Source organism: Lacinutrix jangbogonensis (assembly GCF_000797445.1).
Lineage (GTDB): Bacteria > Bacteroidota > Bacteroidia > Flavobacteriales > Flavobacteriaceae > Lacinutrix > Lacinutrix jangbogonensis.
Genome location: NZ_JSWF01000025.1, coordinates 57868 through 79246 on the forward strand (window position 1 = coordinate 57868; position 21379 = coordinate 79246).

Here is a 21379-nt window from a genome sequence, read left to right on the forward strand (position 1 = left end):
TAGTCTTTACAATTCTGTTTTAAATACTCTAATTACTTTAGACCAGTTGCCTAACCACGTGCCACTTTTATTACTTTCGGATAATAATAAAACACCTTCTTCTAAACCTGTAAACTCTTCGACAAAAGATTCGATTCGTTGAGTTCTCGTCACATTGATATATGGACTAACCACTATAAAATAATTTTCTCCACTAAAATTATCTTTCAGTAAAGAGTTAAGGTGACTTAATTTAAAAAATTCCATATCAATTACGTTAGAAAATAGATGTACTGTTACACTATCCTCTTGATCTATTCCTAAAAGGTCTTCATTTGAAAGTGAATCAAAATCCTTATTAATAGTATTCACAGTATTGACATCTTGTTGGAGATGTAAAGAAGCTCTTTCTAAAGCTAATTTTGAAGGCTCTATTAAAGTTACTGAGCTCACTTTATCGCTACCTAAAGTTTCTAAAAACACTTTAGAAGCTGGAGCTTGTCCACATCCCCAATCTATTAAATTTATATTTTCTAAATCTTTATCTATTCCAGTAATAGCATCTTTAAGTTTTGCAATATGCATTTTTCCATAAGCGTACATATATGCAAACAATTGCTCTTCTTTTTCTAAAATGTTTATTCCTCTACCTAATGAATTGTAAATAGCATTGCTCTTCACTTTATCATATAAACGTTTGTTTAATCCCAATAATTCAAGAATAGTATGATATTTAGAATTTACCACCTTTGAATAATTAGTATCTACTTCTAATAAAAGACCACTCTGGAATACAGTTAGGTTTTGACCTCTCTCTAAATATTGATCAACTAATTCTTTTATTCTATTATATGGGTTATTTTGAAATGTTATATCAACTTCTAAAATTTCACCTAAAAATGAATCATCTGCAAAAGGATACTCCTTCTCTTCGAAAGTCTTATTTAAAAGGTTTCTAATATCCTTAACTCCTTGAAGGTGAAATTCGTTAAAATGATTTATGAAAGAAGAGTAAAAATTAACTAAAACCGCTAAAGGCTCTTTATTATCATCAGCTTCAGTGATGTAAGCTTCTTGTAATCTCTCTAAAATAAAATTATATCCATCAAAGAAGTCACCAGCTGCTCTAGAAGTCATAAAAACATGAGAAGCTTCAATAACTTTCGACAGCTCTAACCCTTCATTAACTAAAATTCTAAAAAACTGTTCGAATACAAATGCATCGTCTAATCTTATAGCTGTTCTAAGTATTAAATTAAGAAAAGCTTCATTTTTAGGCTTATCATAATTTAATCCACTAATTACTTCCGCTCTTAAGGCTAAAGCCTTAAAGTCATCACGGTTTTTAGCTAATTCAGAATAATTTGATAAACTATAGTAATCATAAATTTCGTCAAAATCACTTTCAATAAAGGCATGAAGATTTTCTGATGTATTAAGCGCTTCATTATAAGAGTTAAGAAAAGGCATATATTAGTCTTGTTTAGAAAGTATAAATTTAATTATATCATCTTTCTTTTTTATATTAGATGGCAACACTAATCCTAGGTTTAATATTTCAATCTTCAATACTGCAACAGTCTTATTGTTAAGCTGTTTATAAGAAAATAAGGTGCTTTCTTCCTGTTTTGATTTTTTTTCTTGAAACATGTCTAAAGTAGCATCTGATTCCTGAGGTTTTATAGAGGTAGTTTTCCTTACTTCAGGCTTGTTCATTATTGTTTTTGCTACGCTTTTAATACTAGGTGTTTTTGGCTCATCTATAATTACTTTAGGCTTTTCTTTTGATGAAACAATCGAACGCTCTTTATTGTCATCACTAACAGTTTTAATTAACTCATCTAACTTTGGATTTAAGAGAGTCTCTATTTTTTCATTGAGCAAACTTTCATTTATGTCATAAATACTATTACCAAACAGCTTACTAATTCCTTTTCTCAGGTATTCAACAATAGATTTTTTATTAGATGTGTAATCAATCTTCTCGTAAGCATAAAGACCGCCAAGTAATTTAGCATATTTGTAACCTTGATTAGTTGATTTATGTGAAAGAGCATTTAAGCTTAAATAATCAAAATCGTTACTGATTACCTTGTTCCTAAAGGCGTATTGAAATAAAGATTCAATAATATAAAAGTCCATTTTTGATTCTAAGCTGAATTTAATTTCAACTTTTTGATTATCAATTTTAAAACTATTATAAAGCCCTGTGTAACCAGAATAGAGACCATAAATTAATGCAATTTCTTCACGCTTTATTTCTTCTAAATTTTTTAATAGACCGGAAATTAAATCATCTACTTTCTTAGATTTTTGAGGTCCATAGGTTCCTAAAATGGCTAGTCTAAAACTCAAGGAGTCCTTATTCAATCGATTTAAATTTATAGTCCCAAATTTATTCTCTATGACTTGATTTTCTCTCAATGCCACTTCAGAAATAATATCTTGATTGATATCTTTAGCTAGATAACTAAAGATCTCCGATTTACCAGTAAATATATTGTGTAGAGATTTATTGATAGCAAGGCTATTTTTCTTTAAATCATTAGAAATTCTTGTATTGAAATAAGAAAATGTACTTAAATAATTTTTAGTGTAATCAAGAGTGAAATCATTAACCTTCGCTGCTTTCATAAAAGCAAAACCACCTAATAGTTTATCAAATCGTTTTAGCTTTACATTTAAGTCTTTTGAATTATCAATTCTTGATACGTGCGTATAAGGATATTCCTCTGCAATATCAAGACTTTCCTTTTTATTTTCATAGGCTATAGACCAACTTGGTACAAATCCAGCACCACTGTTAATATTCCATATAATTGTTTCAGCACGTTCTTTATCTGTAAAATAAATTTTATGAATTCTAGAGATTGGGAAAGCGCTATGACTTAGTACAAAATCCTTAGACACCTGTTCTAAATCTTTGTATTCATTATCAGGGACTTCTATTTCTATAGAACAATCCGATTGATTATTCCATTTTTTATGTGAAAGAATTACTTTTTGAGGACAGTTATTTTGAAAATCTTTCTCTCGATTTTTTATATCTCCAACTGGACGTATTATTCCACTAACATAATAATGTGATAACGTTGTTGCATTGATGTGAACGTAAAATGTATGTGTCATCTTTCTATATCTTAAAAGGGAAGATCGTCGTTATCTTCATTTATATTTACTTTATTGCTTCATTCAATTCCAACAAAGGATAGATCGACCTCTACAATATTATTGTTAATTTGATTCTGTAAAAAGGGGACACAACAATTGCCATTAACCGTTTTTTGGTGGTCAATAAGTATAAGATTACTTCTTGATCGTGTTAAAACAACATAGAAGTCATTTTTTTCAACTACATCAAGAATTTCTACAAAAGCTTCAAATTTATTAAAATTTGGTATAATTACCGTATCAAACTCTAACCCTTTACAAGATTTATAAGTAGTAACGTGAATGTTTTGAATAACACTCATCTCTTCTTCTGTATTAACATATTTACTTGCGGTGTAACCACTCTCAACTAATTCTTGGTGCCAATAATGAACATGGCTCTCTAAAGGCACTAAAACAGCAATATTATGAGTATCTCCTTCAAAAATATCTATTACATCTTTTATTATCTGAGTTTGATTATCATTAACACCATCACTACAAATTACTTGAGGTTTTGGGCCTGATTGTTGTCCTGCTGAAATAACTGATTCAGGATACAATGACCTTATAAAACGAACTAACTCAATAGAATTTCTGTAATTAGCGCGTAAAGTAAAATTAGCATTATTAAATAAGTTTCGCAATTGCTCTTCTGTAGTAGCTCTATCTGGATATAATATTTGATTATCATCAGCTGTATAAGATACCATATCTGTTAAACCATTTATCTGTTGGTATTTATGTTGATTGACATCTTGTGCTTCATCTATTATAATTTCGTCAAAATGATCAGGAGGGTTGTCGGAAGTCCACCTATATGTTCTATCAACATTAGCACCAGCTCCAGTATTTTCAGATTGTGCAGAAGATCTTAAATAGCTCTCAAGGGACACTGTATATGTTAGCAGTAAACTATTTCTTCTTCCCATTGAATGGTTTTGAATATGTCTCCATAAAGATACCACACTTTTACCAGTACCTGGACCACCAGAAACTGCTATAGCTCTTGGCTCATTGAGCACTGCTTGTTGCTCTATCGTTAAGTCCGTAATAACTGGAAGTCTAAAAAAATATGCCATATCTATTTTATCACTCTAAAGGTTAAATTAACACGTTCTCCTAATGGTTTTTTAGTCTTTGGTATTTGATGTTTCCAATAATGTTGCAGTTCGCCTTGCATAATAAGAAGACTTCCATGTTGCAATACAATATCTATACGTTCACCAGTATCTTTATGCTTTAATTGAAACTTACGTTCTTCCCCAAAGTTTACAGAAGCTATAACAGGATTTTTTCCTAATTCTTTTTCTGCGTCCGTATGCCACGAGATAGAATCACTACCATCTCGATAACGGTTAAGCAACACACTATTAAAAACAACATTTGCTTTAGGCTCTATATCGTTTTTAATTTTTGACAATCCTGGACTCCAAAGATGTGGCTGTAAGGTAATCCCAGAAAAACTATACGGTTTATCATTATCGCCATACCAAGATGTTAATCTCGGAAATGGTATTTGTTTCCCATACATATTCATAGATTCTTGTTTCCAATGTATATCTTCAATTAAGCGTTTTAAATATTTATCGGCAGTTGACTTGTCGTAAAAATTTGGAATATAAATATATTCCCCATTTTCTATTTTAATAGGCTTACCGTGTTCTAGTGGTGTTGAAAACATATCTAGTGTATCCATATCTCTACTGTATTTCCGTTACATCAATCCAATCAAACTTTCTAACTTTATCCTTGGCTTTTTCATCATTTAAACCTGAAACAGATTTAATAACAGTACCAAACTTATTATAGTTAACCAACACACCATCATCTAGATCTATAGCAATACGCTCTGTAGCTATTTTAAATAACTCACGGTCGTATTCTTGTAGTTCTAAGAGTACTTTGTTTAAACGTGCTTGTTCTTTTTCTGCACTTACTTTCTCTCTATCTGTACCTACATTTTTAACGTGATCTAATTGTTGGTTTTGCGCTTTTAACTTTTCTTGGTATTGTTTAAGATAACCATTAAGCACTGTGTTAAGCGTATCTGGTGTGTAGCGATGCATATAAATTAATGCATTAAACGCACCAGAAGGCGAAGAAAACAGCCAGTAAATAGGACGTTTTTTATAACGTTTTACATGATCTGTGTAAAAGGTCTTTAAAAAGTATTTACGTATATCCCCTACAGCATCTTCTAAGAACGCCAAGTTTTTATCAAAGTTAGGCTTACCAAATGTTGCTTTTAAGAAGGCGTAAAAACGACCAACAATATCATCCTCAAACCACTCGTTGTCTAGCACTGGAATCACGTTATCATCATCTGGTACAAACGTGAGATCTTCTAATGTTTTAAATTTAGAATTAGACGCTTGTAAGTTCTCAAGATAAGTTTCTAAAGTTTCGCCTTGATTAGCAAGTATTAAACCTAGTTTATCTATACTATAGCGCCCAAACATACAACCTACTGCGTAGCTTATAAACTGCGCCATAATTTCGCTTTCGCGGAATACTAAATTACCATCCTCAATTTTAGTTTCTTCTTTAAGAATGGTAATGTCTTTTAGCGGCACTTCTGGTGTTAACTCGTCTTGTAAACCATAGATATCTATAAACTGACGATTGAGCTCTTCTTCATTTTTATGTAACTTAATGAATTTATTTTGCCAGTTTTGGCAAAAGTTGTTGTAGACCGCTTCTAAATCATGACCAGAAATACGAATAAGTTCATTCTGTTTAAAGTTCCAAGAATTTTCTCTCGAATTCCATTCAGTTTTACTTATATCTACATTCTCCGAACTGAAGTTAAAAACGTTTTCGTTGTAAAAATCTTCTAAATAAGGTAATTTATTAAAATATCCTACGTGGAAGTGCATTGTTGGATTCAATAGTTGAGCAAGCTCTGTAGTTATCTTTAAGTTCGCAAATGCCATCATACAATACTTCCATTTCATATCCATACCAAATGCAGAATGTGCGCAAGCATCATTTATAAAACCTTCTTCATAAAATCTGAACGCATTTTTTGAAGAAGTAATGTCGCTCCAACTTATCGACTCGTTAAAATGATACTTTGGATTCCTAATTACAGATAGTTGCTTACCGCTTTCATTAGTGAAATCTCTTATTTCTTTACCGTTATTTTCCCAATTGAGATAGTAAATTTGATTTCCATACCATTTTCGGTATGCACCACCTTTATTGTATTTATACCAAACACTATTAAACCTTTCCTGTCCAACTTCAGACCAGATTCTTAAAAATCTTTGATTATAAGCAGTAGCAAGTCCTTGTTTAGCCTCAGCAAAATCTCCAAGGCTTGGGTTTTCGTCAATCAAGTTATATATGACCTCGTTTAACCAATAACCAATTGGATTACCTGGTATTTTTTTAAAATCTTGTTGATTTGTAGTATAGAACCATCCACAATTTGGATTCACTATGGCTTCTAAAGTTTTTGGCTTTTGGCTTTCTACTCCCTTAAAATCAGAAAGTCTAATATAATTACCAAAGTAGCTCTTGTTAAATGAATTTCTGAGTACAAAAGAACAAATTGGGACTACAGCAGGCCCAAATGCATTGTATTCCAATTGTACTAAATTGGTAATTGTTTTTTTATTAATTACAAAATCTCGTAACGAAACATATGATGTCAGGAACATCCATACGTATGGACAAATAAAACCAACGAGTCCTTCATCTTTTGTGAAATTTGTAACTTGAACTAAAAAACAAGCAAATAAATCAGATTTTGTTTCTTTATATTCTTTTTCAACAAATTGCTTTAAAGTACCTTCCATATAGGAAGAATTTAAATATGGTGGATTGGTAACTACTATATCATACTTACCTGATAAAAGGTCAGCCTGTCTTTTTAGTTGAATTTGTTCTTGTACAAAAAGCGATGTTTCGTCAACTATTATTTTATCAGCCTCTTCCTTTGTGATTTTTATTAAAGAACCTAAAACTTTAGCATTATCAAACTTAGGGTTAGACGAAATATTTTGGAATGATGTAATATTAGGCACTATTGCTTTTTTAAACAAACGTCTATAAGCTTTCCTACCTTTCATCATTAAAGCAAACCCAGCTATTTGTGCAGCACGATCATCTATATCAATTCCGTAAAGATTTTTTGTAATTATTAATTCAGGTATTTCAATTGGGTTATAACCCTCTTCTTCGTATATTTTATAAAAAATATCAAAAGCATAACAAAGTACGTGAGCTGAACCAACACAAGGATCAAAAAAGGTTATATCTTCGATTGAATTAACGTTTCGTGAAAGGATTAATTCTGGATTATTGGGTTTTATATAAAATTCTAAGTCATTTATAATTGCCGTAGATGGTCTCGCTTCTTTCCATAATTGCCCTAAAGTATTGTCAACCATATATTGCACAATCCACTTAGGCGTGAACAACTGTGTTACTGGTGCAATTTCTTCAGCCTTATATCTCTTTTTAGCATTAATTAATTCATCTTTCCTTTCAGAAATATAAAACTGATATAGCCATCCTAAAATTTCAACTTCTATGCAATCTTCAGGTTGCATCCCAATTCTAATATCTTCTATAATAGAAAAACTAGAAATAAGATCGTCTGGCAATAACAGTTCTGTATAATCATCAATCTTTTCAAATAGAAAAGGAAATACTTCATTAAGATGATTACAAGCACCCACTAATAAGGCTGCGTAGGCTTCATTTTGAGCATCTGTACTTGGTATCTTACCATCTAGCAAATCGTAAATATGCTGTTGTTGCACAGGTAATTCTTCAGGAATAGTACCTTGTTTTGCTTCTTGTAAAATAACAGGTAAGGTACCGCCTTCCATTGGGCTTACCACAGAAACACCAATAGGCTCATAACCATTAACATCCATAAAGCGTAAGGCCACAAAGCGGTTAAACCAGGTATAAGCAACCGTATCAATCACATCACTTTTAGATGTTTTATTAATAGCTTCTTGTAGCTTTTTTAAATGGCCTGCTTTTTCACGTAGTTCCGCACTATCTGTAGTCAATACTTTTTCAAGTTTTGCACCTATTTGGTCTATCAGTTTTATGCGTGCGTCTTGCGCAAAGCGTTTAAGTTGGTTGGTATTCATTAATTTTTTTCTATTAGCCATGTCCCTAGTTTATCTGAGCCTTGGCGTTTTATAATGTTTAGTTCTTTTAATTTAGCTATATAGGTTTCTACGGTGCGAGAAGACACCTCTAAAACAGCACTAGCCTTTTCTGCCGAGATACTGCCATCGCTTATTATTAACATTAATAATTGAATTATATTTTTACTGCTTCCTCTCCGAAGCTTCTCCGAAGTTTCTCCAAAGTTACTCCGAAGCTTCTCCGAAGCTTTTGAAAAATTAGTTTCTAAATATTGTAAAAACTCGTCAAAACTTATATTTAAAATACTTACAATCAACTCTTTATTTACTTCTTGATTTAAAAGTGCTCTCCGAAGTTTTTCTGTTGTTACTCCGAAGTTATTTTTAGTTTCGTCCGACGTTTTAGTTGTTTCTTCTTCTGTGTGCGTGTATAATTTAAGAATAGTCGCATCAAAACTAACATCATATTCTGGTACAGTATTGTTGTACGTTTTCCAATTCGCTTCTATACGATCAAAACCATAACCTGCATTTTCTGCAAGACGCACCATTCTAAATAATTTTGTAATGAGTGGATTACGCGGTAAGGATAAATCCTTAGCTTTTAACTCTTCTAATGGTTTAGGCAATCCTCCAGGGTTATAAAACTCGATATGATTAGTAAAAACACGAATGCGTGAGCAGGAAGGCGCAAAATAATCGGCATGCATTAACATATTTACCAAGGCTTCACGTATGGCTTTTAAACCTGGTGAAAGCTCTTGACCGAAACCTTGGTCTGTTAATTGAAAAGCGACATCTACCTCTGGTTTTAAGCGTTTAAAACATTCAAAATAATAATCCCAAAGATTTTCAAACTCCCCCAATCTAAAGCTATAATTTGAAGTCGTCTCTGCTATAGAATTACCCGCTATTTCTAACAAGTCAATTCTAAAATCAGGAAAATGCTTTTCAATAGCATCTCGTTTTCCTAAAAATAATAAGCCTGCGTAGGTTAATTGGTTATTGTCTAGAATACGTAATTTGGTTAAAAACGTAGCTTCATCAAAACGGTTATAACTCACATCTGGATTAAAACGTGCCATATAGTCTCGGTACTGTTTTAATGAGGTGGCATCTATATCTTCTCTAGACGTGTTTGGCGCTAGTTCTGATGTTTTTGTACCAAAAGTCTGGTCTCTATAAAAAGCATCTATTTCATTTTTACGTGCTTTTTGATCGCTACTAGACCTGCGTATAAAAGTATTTGACTGTGTGTTATAGTACACTGGTTTTTGAGCAGATACTGGAATATAAAACGCCAGTACTGTTTTACCATCTATACTATAGCGTTGTTGTCTTGTGGCTACAAAGACATTAAATTTTTCGCCTCTTAAGGTGTTTAAAAAATCTTGTTCTACCTTTTCGGCATTAGTAACGCCCTGTATTTCATAACTCTTGCCCGTTTCTTTAATACCAAACACAAGCCAACCTCCAGAAGTGTTAGAAAAAGCACTCACAGTTTCCCAGCAAGATTTGGGCACCGCAGCTTTGGCTTCTTTCACCTCAAAATCTTCCCACTCCAGGTCGTTTAATTTTGCTATGAGTTCTTTTTTTGTCATTTACTTTAAGTTGATCTTAATGTTTTCGTTTATGCGCTTTAAAAAAGCTTGGCGTAACGCCTCTACATAATCGTTTACGTCTTCTTCAGTTACTAGTTCGTTCTTGTTATAATCGACGTGTATTTGAGAACGCCTCATGTATTTTGCAACAGGCTCTGCTGCTTTACCATCTTTTACTTTTGGCGCAGACAAATTTGCCATAAGGTTTAAGGCATCTGTATGAATCTGTGATAATTGCTGTTTAGACTGGCGAATGTTTGCTATAAAACGTTCGTTTGTAATGGCACTCTTTTTCAGACTTAAAACACCTATAACATTAAGCTGTTGTTCTGTATCTAGAGCTTTAAACGCTTTACGTTTTGTAATGTCTTCAATATATTCTTCTACTGCTGCAGTAAATGTCTTTTTTTCATCTTCAATAAGTTCAATTACTTTTTTAGACAGTTCATCTTTTGCAGCTTTAGCTAATTGCACACCACTTCCTTTATAAGGTGTACTACTAGATACTAGCGTATTAAGCGTATCTAACTCATCACTTTGTATAAAATCGAAGTTTGCGGTATTGCCTTCTAATAATGTTTTAACGTCGTCGTAGATATTACGTTGCTCTCCATTCATAAAACGCTGAATAGGCGACAAGAGATCTTCTTTTGTATCTAATAAATCGTCTTCAAAATCAGATAGACTTGTAATAAAGTAACTGTAGTCTTTTTTGGATAAGCGGTCTAATTTTTCTGAGAACGGTTCTAAACTTTTTAGAAAAGGATACGACTGTTTGCGCGCCAATAGTTGATCTACATCAATACGCATTTGTGTAAGCTTATCCTTAAAAGCAACCGCCACATCTTTTGCTTCACGCAACGAACAACTTTCATCGAAAGCATCTTTAAACGCGTCTTTTAATTTTTTAATAGCGCTTGCATCAAAGGTTGCTTGCGGATCTAGGATTGTATTACCATGATAGGAACTATTGAGCAATGCGTTTAAAAAAGAGGCGTCTTCTAACAGATTAGAATCTTGCTTTGCTTCAATTTTACCACGCTTATAAAGCTTTGCAGTTACTGTCCAGATTGCATTAGGATACCAACCGTAAGGCTTTTTAATAAATGTGTTTTTAAGATCGTTAAGGGTGGTACGATCGCTGCGCTTTTTTCGTTTTAAAATCTCACTCAAAATTTCGCCTTCTGCTTCAGACATTGTAGTGTCGTCGTCAGTAAATAAAGTCTCTGGCGCAGTATGAACTGTGTTTTTAATAGTGTCTTCAGTAAAAGAAACAGACTTTAACATACGTAGGTTAGGATATACTACAGCTACCAATTTTTGAAACGCATTGATAACTCGTGTTTTTCCGTCGCTAGAATTTGATAGTTCTAATTTACCGCCATTAAGGTACACTTTAGATTCCGCTAAACCTTTATTAGCCATTACTATTAAATTCTTCTTACGCGTTACATTTTGCATCGACTTTTCTTGAAGAATACGTGCGACTTGAGGTCTAATTCCAGAACCTCTATTTTGCATTTCGAATTTAGCAGTTTTAATATACATTCTAACATCACGCATAAAAGTTGCGTTAGATGCCAACACAAGTTTCATACCTGTACTTCCCATAGTTTGGGATTGTATGAAGGTTTCTTTATCGTAATCTTGGTAATTATCTGTAATAATTTCTATTTCTAGTTCTTTTTCTCGACCAAAGAAACTGCCATCTATTTTATTAGTAAAATCATAATCTTGTTTGTTCTCTAAGTACTTGATTTTACTGTCTCCTATAATTTCATCAAAGAAGATATCTTTAAGCAACTGCGTGACTGCTTGTTCGTCAATATCTGTATTCTTAATTTCTTCTTCTACATCTTTTTCATCATCTGTTAAAAACTCGTAGATGTCTCCATTACGCTGTACATAACTTTGATTTTCTAAAATCGTTAATGCGGCATCAATTTTTGTTTCGTGCGCCTTAAGATCTACATTAATATCGTCTATTAATAATACCGAAATATTACGTTTTGTTGTTTTAAAATTAGCGAAGTACTTTACTAAAAACAAGGCTTTAAGTACTTTGATAGCAAAACGATCCTCTAATTGCTTTTCTGCAAGAATGATGGATTGTTGTATTTCACCACGTAACTCGTTACGAATACCTTCGAACATTAAATCGAAGCTTACCAAGGCGTTATTATCGCGTTCTTCTATAGCGCGAATAACCTGTTGAAATACACCAAGCATAGAACGCTCGCCTACAGAAGCGTGTTTTCCTTGAAAAGCATTATGGTTTGATAATGCGATTCTACATTGTTGAAACAAATCGAATTGATACGGAACAAAAGGAAATTTATTTGCATAATCTGCATTATCCTTATAGCCCTTAAATTGAACACCAGCTTCAGAAAAAGATAATAGCGATTCTAAATGCGGTCCATTTTTTTTGTGCGCTTTAGCTAAGTCGTCTTGTGATTTATCATTTTTGCTAAGCAAACGTTTTTCAATCACTTCATCTACGTTTGCAGACGTCAATGGGATTTTTATTTTGAAACGTGCTTGAATACGAGAAAAGTCATTTTGCTGACTTTTATTCATATCACCAACAACGGTTTCCATATCTTCTTGCGAGGTTACTAAAATCCAAGAATTACCTTTTGTTTTAGTCGCTAAAGTTTCTGCTATGGTTTGCAGATTCAACATCAGTTTGGTGTTATCGCTAATGTATTGCCCAACTTCATCTACAAAGAAATTTAGTCTAAAACCTTTTGGTTTAGAGTCCACATATTTTTTAACACGATTGCAGAAGTCCTCAATGGACTGTTTGTTTTTATCTTCTAGTTCGTCAAGGATATTTGCGTACTTCTCAGGACTTTCATTAAAAATAGTTGCTAAAATATCTTTAACTTCGACAACAAAATACTCTAAACGATCAACTTCCCAAGTTGTATCATTTACCTTTTCATATTCAGTTTTAAAGGCCTCATATTTTCCTTTGCCATCTAACCACATTTCAAACTCTGCAACGTGAGGTTGAAAACCGTAATATCCTAAATGGTCATAGAACACTTTATAGAACACAGATAGAATAGCATTTGCATCTTCTTTACTTGTAATCTGAGCTTGTTGATCGATGTTAAACAATACAGACTCTGAAGGTATGCGCGTCGCCTTTAAAATATCAGCTTTTAATGCGTCGTCGTTATCTACTTTTTCTGCAAATAACTCTCCAGATTTCCAACCATCGTGCTCTTTGTTTTCAAGAACATACGATATGATTTTTAACAAGTGAGATTTACCACTTCCAAAAAAACCAGAAATCCAAACACCATTGGCACCAGAATAATCATTATAAGCCTGAAAAAAGTCTTTTATCTTTTTTCCTATTTCATTAGTAATGACATACTCGGTAACTTCAGTTGAAATGTTATCACGGTCATCTGCTTTAATAACTGTTTCAATTTCACGATCTATTGGTTTTTCAAAATATTGTTTAATCATAGCTTAGCTTCTATTTTATCCATGTTAAATGCGCGGTAGTAATTGTCATCTTTTAATAAACCGAAAAGATTTAAAGTGTGTCCGTTATAATCTCCAGGGAAGAAAGCAACTGTTGGTGCTTCTTTTGCTATGTTTTGAAGATTGTTAAGTACGTTATGAGAACGTATAAATGGAAATACTAAACCTATTCCTGTTAAGAAATACACCTTTGCATTGTTAGATTCTATTTTTTGTTTTATTAATGGCATCAACACTTGATGCATATTTAGAGAAGACTGTAATGCGCTTAAAAATTTATCCTTAGATTTTATTTTTTCAACCTTGAACATGCGCTCCATACCACCTTTAGATTCTAAAATCTCGCATACGAGTTCGTAAAGATTTAGTTCTAAAATGGGTACGCCTTTGTTTTCTAGTTTCTTTTTCAGCAAACCTATTTCTTCTCTGCACGCTAATTCTTCTTCAGCTTTATAAGATGAAATGAAAAATGGTATCTCGCCTCCTAATGATTCTTTATTCTGAAAATTAGATGTAGAAATCACATTAAATAAATGCTCGAATTTTTGTGTAAGATTACCCATGTTTATGATTTCAAAGTTTGAATATCAAAATCACTTAATAAGAAAATTTTGAACAATTCTGAATTATCATTGAGAATCGCTTTCCTAGTTTCAGGCTCTATCATTTGAGGTTGTATCATTTTTGATTTTATGTTATTTATCAATCCTGCTTGTTCTAATATTTTAAAGGTGACTTGTTTTACCTTTTTTTGAGTGACTTCAGTTAGTTGCTCCATTTCTGGATGCTGTTCTGCCTTTCGACGGAAAAAAGAAAGGTAATCACCTTCTGTGATCTCATAATCATATACTAAATACTTTTCACGGATTACTTCGATAATAAAATCACGTATAAAAGCGAAATTTTTACATGCTGCAATGAATGTCATTTCATTCTGAACTTTATAACTACCTTCTAGTAGCATCATTTTTTGATTTTCTGTTAGCGTATTAAGCCATTTACACATCTCTTTATAATACCGATTTCCTGTTGCTCTTTTACCGTTACCCAAAACACCTTCAATGTCTTCAATTGGATGCTCTAAGACATGCTTAGCCACGAGCACTAATTCTCTCGTGCGAAGAGAAGCAGCAGTAAATGAAAACTTATATTTCTTTATTGCAACCATTAACTCGTTAATTCTGTTAATGGAATATTTAAAATCTCACTTATTTTCTGACAGTTTTTTAAGGTTGGTTCACTTTTACCTTTCACCCAATTACTAACAGAAACTTCGCTAACACCTATTTTATTTGCAAGCCATTTTTGTTTAACTCCTTTCGATTTCAAAAATTCTTTAAGCATATCTAGTTTAATAAAAATTAAAGTTTGTCTTCATATCAAAGTTAAGAAAAATGTTTAATAGAAAACATGATTTTTATTAGTTATTGCTTTTTTTTAAAACAAACCGATAATCTACTCAAGACTTGCCCATTAAGGTGTTATTCAATTTTATGCCAGTAAAATATTTAATAACTATTTACTTCCTGTACATTACATCATATAATATAAGTGCCATTCCAACACATAACATTGGAAATCCAATCCATAATAACATTCTACTGCCATTAATTGCGGAATGCATAAAGCCTATTCCAAAGCACTGTACCACAAATCCAATTATAGATAAAGTATGTTTTTTTACGTTTGAAATTTTAATCTTCATCAAAAAAGAATTCATGGATTTCGATAATATTGCCTCTTTTAATTTGCACAAGATCTTTAGTATCTTTTATAAAAATCCCTAGAGATCTTTCGTTGTAAAGTAATTTCATTTTAGATGAATAATCTGTAACCACGTACATATCGCCAGAAAGCTTAAAAAACGGAATCACTAATTTACTTTTCACTTTCACACCTTTGTTAACCACCTTACCTTCTCTTAATGTTGCTTCTAAGGTTTCTTTATTTTTTTCTTCTGAAGACACTTGAACATAAGCAACCATCATGTTCATCCATTCTGTATCCTCTATTAAATACCAATTCACTTTCTCGAAATCTATACCGTATTCACTAATCCAACCACGACTGGTAAACCCAAAGAGTATTTGTTTTTTACCATCTAATTCTGGCTTATTGCTTGGTGTAAATTCTTGAATTTTAAAGGTTATTACGGAAGCTGAAGACATATCTTTTAGTTTTTTTCCATTAAAATCGAGTGTTTTTAAGGAAAAACTAGCAAGACTTGGTTCGTTTGTTAACACCCATTGTGTAGCGGTTAGCTCTGCGCGTTCTTTCATTTGCTCCACTGCTGCAATACCTATTCCAATGGCTAAAATCCCGCCTACTACAGCTGCAGCAGCTTTGTTTTGGGTGTATGATTGTTTTGGAATTAAGACCATTGCCAATAGACTTAAAATTAGAATTAGTTTTTTCATTTATACGTTTTTTGAGCTTGTTTTTAAATATGATGCTAACCTAAATCTTTTAAAGAAAAAACCCTTACGGGAAACCGTAAGGGTGAAGAATATTTAATAAAAACAACTAAAAAAATTAAATGAGCCCAATATCTTTAGCAATTGAAACCAAATGAATAGTATTATTAGCAGCAAACTGTATTTTTAGTTTATTGATTTTCTTTTCTATAGAACTTAAACCAAAAGGTGCCATATTATTACTTTTAAGAAATTGAGAGATTTCATCTTGAGATAAACCTAATGATAGCCGACGAAGTAGCTCTACATCGAAATCATCAATCTCTAAATCCGTTTTTGGGTTTAATGCCGATGTCACTTGATGAGATAAATACCTATCATTCTTATACACAGCATTAATTGCAGCATTTAGTTCTGTTAAACCTCTTCTGCCTTTGCAAACGTATGCATTTGCCTTATGTTGATTAATTAGTGTTCTTACTTTTTGCAATCGATCTTCAACAGAATACACTATTATTTTTAAATCTGGATATTCTTTTTTCAACACAGCAACCAAGGCTTCTCCTGAAGTTATTTTTTGATTGCGGTGGTCTTTTTTATACGATAGATCGGTAATAAGTAACTCTATTGGTTCTCCATCTAAAGCTGCTTTTTAATTTTTAAGTACGCATCATCGCAATACTGGACGTCTTGTACATCTTTAATGTCAAGTGTATCTAAAACGGATAAGACACCTTGATTAACACTCAACAAATCGTCTGAAACTAAAACTTTTTTAAACATACCTATACTTTAATTATAGCTTTAAAACCTTTATTGGTTTCAGTTTCAAAAGTAACAGTTCCTTTTATTGTAGAAATACGGTTTTCCACATTCTCCAATCCATTTGCCTTTTTTAAAGTGCTACCTACACCATTATCACTATAACTTATAATTAGTTTATCTGTTGATTTTTCAAAATTTATAATAACGAATGACGCTTCGCTATGCTTCCTCATATTCACCATTAATTCTTGTAAAACCCTGTAAATGGTCATTTTTTTTAACTTTGAATACGATTGCCAGTCTATTTTAGTCAAGTTTTTAGTTATCACATTTGTAGTACCGCTTTTATAATTAAGCAATAAATCTGTTAATACCTCTTCAAAATTTTCGGTGACAACAATTGCGTTATTTTCTCTTGAAATATCTCTAGTCTTTGTATAAATTGACTCTAGATCATCTAAAACAGACTCATTAGTGGTGGAATCAATTTGAAGTTTGGTCATAACATGATAGACATCGTTAGCAACCTCATCATGTATTTTTTCAGAGATACGCGCTTCAGTTTTGTAAACTTCTTCTAATTTTTGCTTTTTGTGTCTAGATTTTAGTATTAGAATAAAAGAGATCCCAGAAATAAATATAAGTACTGCTATAAGTTTATATAATTGACTTTTCGCTTTTTCCTCTTGAGATTTAAACTCACTAGTTGTTAAATCATATTTTAATAAGGCAAACTTATTTTGGTTTTGCTTTCTAGCCAATGCTAAACTATCACTAAACTTTCTGTATTCTTTAATTACCGAATAGTCTTCCAAGTCTAAACGCAATTTTAAAGCATCTTCTCTATACGAAGGTCTGTTAACAAAATCTGCAATATTATAAGCCTTTAAAGCATAAGTAATCGCTTGTAAAGAATCTTCTTTGCTCGTGTAATATTGAGATAGATTTGTATAACTAGAATACAAATCGGAACTGTCTTTTAGCTGTTTTCTTAATTCTAAAGCTTGCAATAGGTAGGATAAAGATCCTTCTTTATTCAAATTTAATTTAATGAGCCCTAAATTATTTAAAACTCTCGCTTTTTCGGAAGTATTAGTAACTCTGTCGAAGATATCAACAGCATCGAGCAATACTATTTCTGCTGCTTTAAATTTATTTTGATCTTTTAAAATATTGGATATATTATTATAAATAACTAAAGTATCTTTAGACTTCTTGGTTAAACCTAGTGCTTCATTATACTTATTAATAGCTTCTGAATATATTTTTTGTTCATGGTATAGTTTCCCTAAGTGGTTCCATAGAATCTTTCTTAACCAGGTATTATAATCACTATTTTCTAGTTTATCTAATATTGCTATTGCTCTTACCGCAAAAGTTTCACTTTCACCATAAAAACCAGTCTTAAAATCTATTATTGAAATAAAATACAAATCATAAGCCGCTCCAATTTTATAATTTATTTTCTCATTATTAGCTAAATGCCTTTTAAAAAATTGGTATGCTTTGGAAAGATCATGTCCAGATTGCCCTAAATTAATTCTTTTTGAATGGTAATCTAAACTGTCTACAGGGTGTTGGGCAAACCCAACATTAAAGCATAATAATGTAAAGACTGGCAAAAAAAAGAGGAATGAATTTCTTAATGATTTCATTCCTCTAAAATAGAAACAAAATTTTAGTTATTTACTACCTTGACTCGTTTTTCATCATATGTTGATTATCGTATTGAATCTATAAAAACACGACTGTAGAACTTATATAAAATATTTATTAATTACATGAAAATTTTACTAAATTGCAGTTCAATTTATTTTTTTAACCCAAGGTTAAACTGCATACGATTGCATACGATTTAGAAAAACACAAAGCTTGGTAATCCCTATAAACAGGCGTTTTTGAATTTATTTTAATAATTCATAACTCGGAGGTCATGGGATAAATTGTCGCTCTCTATATAGGCTGAATTCATTGCAATACTATTTTATATCTAAAGCTTATCACACGCAAATATTAAGTATAAATAAACTGTCTACACAAAAAAACTACAGCTCTAAAAAACTTTTGTAATACCTAATAAAATAAACTTGCCATTAGAAATAATATCGTAAAGTTAAAAGCGCTTTCAACTATAAAGAGACTTACAATAAATAACATGCTAATAATACATTAGTAAGCTATTCATTTTATAATGTTGATATCATAAGTGTTGATTAGCTATATACTTTTAAGATTATTGATATTAACACCATTGGGTTAATGCTATTTTTATATGACATAATAAACAATTTGAAACCTAGTAAAGCTTAAAAGGAAATGGAGTTAACAGTGTAAATTCAATTATAACCGGTAGTTGTATTTCAGGATAAAACATTAAAAAAAATAATTTGTAACATTTTGACATTCTTTGTCTCTAAATAAAAAGTAAAAGAAACAAAATGAAAAAAACAATCACATTACTAGTATTTATCTTAGCCTCTTTAACATTAAGTTCTCAAACAATTTATTCAAAAGCATTTGGAGACCCAAACAATAAACCAATAATTTACCTTCACGGTGGACCTGGATACAACGCTATAGGTTTTGAATTAACAACAGCAAAAAAACTTGCCGATAATGGTTTTTATGTCATTGTCTATGATAGACGTGGCGAAGGCAGATCTCCAGATCAAAATGCGAAATTCACTTTTCAAGAAACCTATGATGACTTAGACGCCATTTATAAAAAATTCAATTTAAAAAGTGCTAACATAATAGGACATAGTTTTGGAGGTATAATTGGAACGCTATATGCAGAACACTATCCAGAAAAAATAAAATCGCTAATAGTGGTAGCGGCACCATTATCTATGCAAGACACCTTTTCTACTATTATAAAAACGTCGAAAAGCATGTACGAAAAGAATAAAGACAGTACTAATTTAAAGTACATTGGCATGCTTGAGAACATGGATAAAAAGTCCTTAGAATATAGCTCATACAGTTTTGGACATGCCATGCAAAATGGTTTTTATACTCCAAAAGCGCCCTCTGAAGAAGCCTTAGCAATTTACACAACATTGAAAACAAATTCTACATTTATAACTGATGGCGCTACAATGACCTATGAAGCACCAAAAGGGTTTTGGAAAAATGAAAATTATACTTCAATAGACCTCACGCAAAACTTAAAGAGTGTCCTAGAAAAGAAAATTCAAATTTTTGGGCTATATGGAACTGAAGATGGTTTATATTCAGAAGCACAAATAATGAAACTTAAAAAAATAATACCTTTAAATAATTTTATGTATTTGAAGAACTGTTCTCACAACGTTTTTATTGATCAACAAGATCAATTTATAACAGCTTTAAAAACTTGGATCAAGTCATGACATTTGAAGACATTCATAAAACGTATTGGCCAAAGGTATATCGCCAGTGCATAGGATATATTAACGATCCTGATGCCGCGAAAGACCTTACTCAAGAAACGTTTATAAAAGTTTGGCAACAGTTGCCCAAATTCCGCAATGAATCTTCGATAGGAACTTGGATTTTTAGAATTGCTGTAAATACCTGCTTAGGACAAATTAGGAAAGATAAAAAGATGCCAAAATCTGAATTACCAATGGGATTGGTCGCCGAAGTATTAGAAGACAAAGAGCCAGAAATGCAGTTTTTATACCAATGTATTTCGGAACTTCCTGAAATTGAACGTATCATAATAGCACTAGAATTGGAAGATTTAAAACAGAAAGAAATAGCAAAAATTGTTGGTCTTTCTGAAATTAATGTTAGAGTAAGAATACATCGAATAAAAGAAAAATTAACCAAAAAATTCCAGAAAAATGAAAGATAATATAGACTTTAAACAGTACTGGAATAAACAAAAAATTGAAACTCCAGCACCAAAAGAACTCATAAAAAAAGCCAATGAGTTTAAAAGAAAAACGCGCTTTAAACTAATTGCTGCCAACCTTGTATTACTAGCTACTTGTATGGGCATTAGTTTTATTTGGTTTTATTATCAACCTGAGTTCTTGACTACCAAAATTGGAATTGTATTATGTATAATAGCCATGTTAATATACCTAGCATTCCATAATACATTAGCTCCGCTCCTTTTAAATCACAGCCTTGAGTTAGACACTAAAACGCAACTAAAACAGTTGATAACACTTAAAGAAAAGCAACGTTTTCAGCAAACAACGCTATTAAACGGCTATTTTATTTTACTCTCTTTAGGATTAGGACTTTATATGTATGAGTATGTGGTTAGAATGCGTTTGCCTTGGGCTATTTTTTCTTATGGCAGCGTCCTTTTCTGGATTGCTATAAATGCATTCTATTTTAGACCAAAAATCATAAAAAAACAACAAACTCAATTGGATAAACTGATAACTCAATTAAAAGATTTCAAAGCACAACTAACTGATTAAAAAATAAATTATGAACACAAAAATAGTAATGACCTCAAGTGCCATATTCTTGGCGATTATTGGTATCCTTCTATCTTTTTTACCGCATGAAATAGCAACTCATTTAACGATTGAACCAAATGCTATTACACTACTCTTTTTTAATATCATGAGCGCGTTATACTTAGGTTTTGGAATTGTAAATTGGATGGCAAAAGGAACGCTAATAGGCGGTATCTATAATAGACCAATTGCCATTGGAAATCTAATGCATTTTGGAGTCGGTACAATTGCATTAATTAAAGTTGTATCTCATATCCAAACACATTCAGAAATTATTATTTCGCTCACAATAATGTATTTGATTTTCGCTCTACTTTTTGCTTATATTTTTAGAACAAACCCTACGCAGTCCTAGATATAAAATTATAACGAATAGCCTTGAGGAATTTAGAGAC

The 21379-nt window shown here is 31.8% G+C and carries 18 protein-coding genes; 4 read left to right on the forward strand and 14 right to left on the reverse strand.

Annotation, left to right across the window (positions count from 1 at the left end; translation table 11 throughout):
* Nucleotides 1-6: 6 nt before the first annotated feature.
* The 14 genes from RH82_RS07070 to RH82_RS07130 form a co-directional block, all read right to left on the reverse strand.
* Nucleotides 7-1449: a hypothetical protein gene (locus tag RH82_RS07070; RefSeq protein WP_034059313.1), complete on the reverse strand. Its 1443-nt coding sequence runs from the start codon at nt 1447-1449 to the stop codon at nt 7-9.
* A 3-nt stretch (nt 1450-1452) separates the two neighbouring features.
* A complete protein-coding gene (locus tag RH82_RS07075; RefSeq protein WP_034059315.1) occupies nt 1453-3108 on the reverse strand; it encodes a hypothetical protein in 1656 nt (551 codons plus the stop codon).
* Between the two features lie 59 nt (nt 3109-3167).
* Entirely contained in the window at nt 3168-4211 is a 1044-nt protein-coding gene (locus tag RH82_RS07080; RefSeq protein WP_034059316.1) for a 3'-5' exonuclease, read from the reverse strand.
* Nucleotides 4212-4213: 2 nt separating this feature from the next.
* Nucleotides 4214-4828 carry an alpha-ketoglutarate-dependent dioxygenase AlkB family protein gene (locus RH82_RS07085; RefSeq protein WP_034059318.1) on the reverse strand — a complete coding sequence of 205 codons (615 nt, stop codon included), beginning with the start codon at nt 4826-4828 and terminating at the stop codon, nt 4214-4216.
* A gap of 4 nt (nt 4829-4832) precedes the next feature.
* Nucleotides 4833-8264 carry a BREX-1 system adenine-specific DNA-methyltransferase PglX gene (gene pglX, locus RH82_RS07090; RefSeq protein ID WP_052158248.1) on the reverse strand — a complete coding sequence of 1144 codons (3432 nt, stop codon included), beginning with the start codon at nt 8262-8264 and terminating at the stop codon, nt 4833-4835.
* Complete coding sequence (locus RH82_RS07095) at nt 8243-9844, reverse strand: RNA-binding domain-containing protein (protein WP_034059319.1); 1602 nt, start codon at nt 9842-9844, stop codon at nt 8243-8245. Before RH82_RS07095 ends, pglX begins: the two co-directional genes overlap by 22 nt.
* Nucleotides 9845-13327: a BREX system P-loop protein BrxC gene (gene brxC, locus RH82_RS07100; protein WP_034059321.1), complete on the reverse strand. Its 3483-nt coding sequence runs from the start codon at nt 13325-13327 to the stop codon at nt 9845-9847.
* On the reverse strand, nt 13324-13908 hold the full coding sequence (locus RH82_RS07105; protein WP_034059323.1) for a DUF1788 domain-containing protein: 585 nt from the start codon (nt 13906-13908) through the stop codon (nt 13324-13326). Before RH82_RS07105 ends, brxC begins: the two co-directional genes overlap by 4 nt.
* A 2-nt stretch (nt 13909-13910) precedes the next feature.
* Entirely contained in the window at nt 13911-14513 is a 603-nt protein-coding gene (locus tag RH82_RS07110) for a DUF1819 family protein (RefSeq protein WP_034059325.1), read from the reverse strand.
* Nucleotides 14513-14689: a helix-turn-helix transcriptional regulator gene (locus tag RH82_RS18140; RefSeq protein WP_081979207.1), complete on the reverse strand. Its 177-nt coding sequence runs from the start codon at nt 14687-14689 to the stop codon at nt 14513-14515. Before RH82_RS18140 ends, RH82_RS07110 begins: the two co-directional genes overlap by 1 nt.
* Before the next feature lie 350 nt (nt 14690-15039).
* On the reverse strand, nt 15040-15762 hold the full coding sequence (locus tag RH82_RS07120) for a hypothetical protein (protein ID WP_034059328.1): 723 nt from the start codon (nt 15760-15762) through the stop codon (nt 15040-15042).
* A gap of 115 nt (nt 15763-15877) precedes the next feature.
* Complete coding sequence (locus RH82_RS19085; RefSeq protein ID WP_316930907.1) at nt 15878-16306, reverse strand: DUF5932 domain-containing protein; 429 nt, start codon at nt 16304-16306, stop codon at nt 15878-15880.
* A gap of 92 nt (nt 16307-16398) precedes the next feature.
* Entirely contained in the window at nt 16399-16542 is a 144-nt protein-coding gene (locus tag RH82_RS19090) for a hypothetical protein (protein ID WP_316930908.1), read from the reverse strand.
* Between the two features lie 2 nt (nt 16543-16544).
* Nucleotides 16545-18179, reverse strand: a complete 1635-nt coding sequence (locus RH82_RS07130) for a tetratricopeptide repeat-containing sensor histidine kinase (RefSeq protein WP_034059329.1) — start codon at nt 18177-18179, stop codon at nt 16545-16547.
* A 783-nt stretch (nt 18180-18962) separates the two neighbouring features.
* Between RH82_RS07130 and RH82_RS07135 the strand changes: the two genes are divergently transcribed.
* From RH82_RS07135 to RH82_RS07150, 4 genes are read left to right on the forward strand one after another with little or no spacing between them, the layout of a single operon-like run.
* The gene (locus RH82_RS07135) at nt 18963-19895 is read left to right on the forward strand and encodes an alpha/beta hydrolase (protein WP_034059330.1); all 933 of its coding nucleotides are present in this window, start codon (nt 18963-18965) and stop codon (nt 19893-19895) included.
* Complete coding sequence (locus RH82_RS07140; protein ID WP_034059333.1) at nt 19892-20362, forward strand: RNA polymerase sigma factor; 471 nt, start codon at nt 19892-19894, stop codon at nt 20360-20362. Before RH82_RS07135 ends, RH82_RS07140 begins: the two co-directional genes overlap by 4 nt.
* Complete coding sequence (locus RH82_RS07145; protein ID WP_034059334.1) at nt 20352-20942, forward strand: hypothetical protein; 591 nt, start codon at nt 20352-20354, stop codon at nt 20940-20942. Before RH82_RS07140 ends, RH82_RS07145 begins: the two co-directional genes overlap by 11 nt.
* 10 nt (nt 20943-20952) lie before the next feature.
* Nucleotides 20953-21339: a hypothetical protein gene (locus RH82_RS07150; RefSeq protein ID WP_034059335.1), complete on the forward strand. Its 387-nt coding sequence runs from the start codon at nt 20953-20955 to the stop codon at nt 21337-21339.
* The last annotated feature ends 40 nt before the right edge of the window (nt 21340-21379 follow it).

Excerpts from the sequence above, each read along its gene's own strand:
- RH82_RS07080 (WP_034059316.1), bottom strand. The coding sequence starts at position 4,211 with ATGGCATATTTTTTTAGACTTCCAGTTATTACGGACTTAACGATAGAG.
- brxC (WP_034059321.1), bottom strand. The coding sequence starts at position 13,327 with ATGATTAAACAATATTTTGAAAAACCAATAGATCGTGAAATTGAAACA.
- RH82_RS07110 (WP_034059325.1), bottom strand. The coding sequence starts at position 14,513 with ATGGTTGCAATAAAGAAATATAAGTTTTCATTTACTGCTGCTTCTCTT.
- RH82_RS07150 (WP_034059335.1), top strand. The coding sequence starts at position 20,953 with ATGAACACAAAAATAGTAATGACCTCAAGTGCCATATTCTTGGCGATT.
- RH82_RS18140 (WP_081979207.1), bottom strand. The coding sequence starts at position 14,689 with ATGCTTAAAGAATTTTTGAAATCGAAAGGAGTTAAACAAAAATGGCTT.
- RH82_RS07135 (WP_034059330.1), top strand. The coding sequence starts at position 18,963 with ATGAAAAAAACAATCACATTACTAGTATTTATCTTAGCCTCTTTAACA.
- RH82_RS19090 (WP_316930908.1), bottom strand. The coding sequence starts at position 16,542 with ATGTTTAAAAAAGTTTTAGTTTCAGACGATTTGTTGAGTGTTAATCAA.
- RH82_RS07095 (WP_034059319.1), bottom strand. The coding sequence starts at position 9,844 with ATGACAAAAAAAGAACTCATAGCAAAATTAAACGACCTGGAGTGGGAA.
- RH82_RS07120 (WP_034059328.1), bottom strand. The coding sequence starts at position 15,762 with ATGAAAAAACTAATTCTAATTTTAAGTCTATTGGCAATGGTCTTAATT.
- RH82_RS07075 (WP_034059315.1), bottom strand. The coding sequence starts at position 3,108 with ATGACACATACATTTTACGTTCACATCAATGCAACAACGTTATCACAT.
- RH82_RS07085 (WP_034059318.1), bottom strand. The coding sequence starts at position 4,828 with ATGGATACACTAGATATGTTTTCAACACCACTAGAACACGGTAAGCCT.
- RH82_RS07140 (WP_034059333.1), top strand. The coding sequence starts at position 19,892 with ATGACATTTGAAGACATTCATAAAACGTATTGGCCAAAGGTATATCGC.
- RH82_RS07105 (WP_034059323.1), bottom strand. The coding sequence starts at position 13,908 with ATGGGTAATCTTACACAAAAATTCGAGCATTTATTTAATGTGATTTCT.
- RH82_RS07145 (WP_034059334.1), top strand. The coding sequence starts at position 20,352 with ATGAAAGATAATATAGACTTTAAACAGTACTGGAATAAACAAAAAATT.
- pglX (WP_052158248.1), bottom strand. The coding sequence starts at position 8,264 with ATGGCTAATAGAAAAAAATTAATGAATACCAACCAACTTAAACGCTTT.
- RH82_RS07070 (WP_034059313.1), bottom strand. The coding sequence starts at position 1,449 with ATGCCTTTTCTTAACTCTTATAATGAAGCGCTTAATACATCAGAAAAT.
- RH82_RS07130 (WP_034059329.1), bottom strand. The coding sequence starts at position 18,179 with ATGAAATCATTAAGAAATTCATTCCTCTTTTTTTTGCCAGTCTTTACA.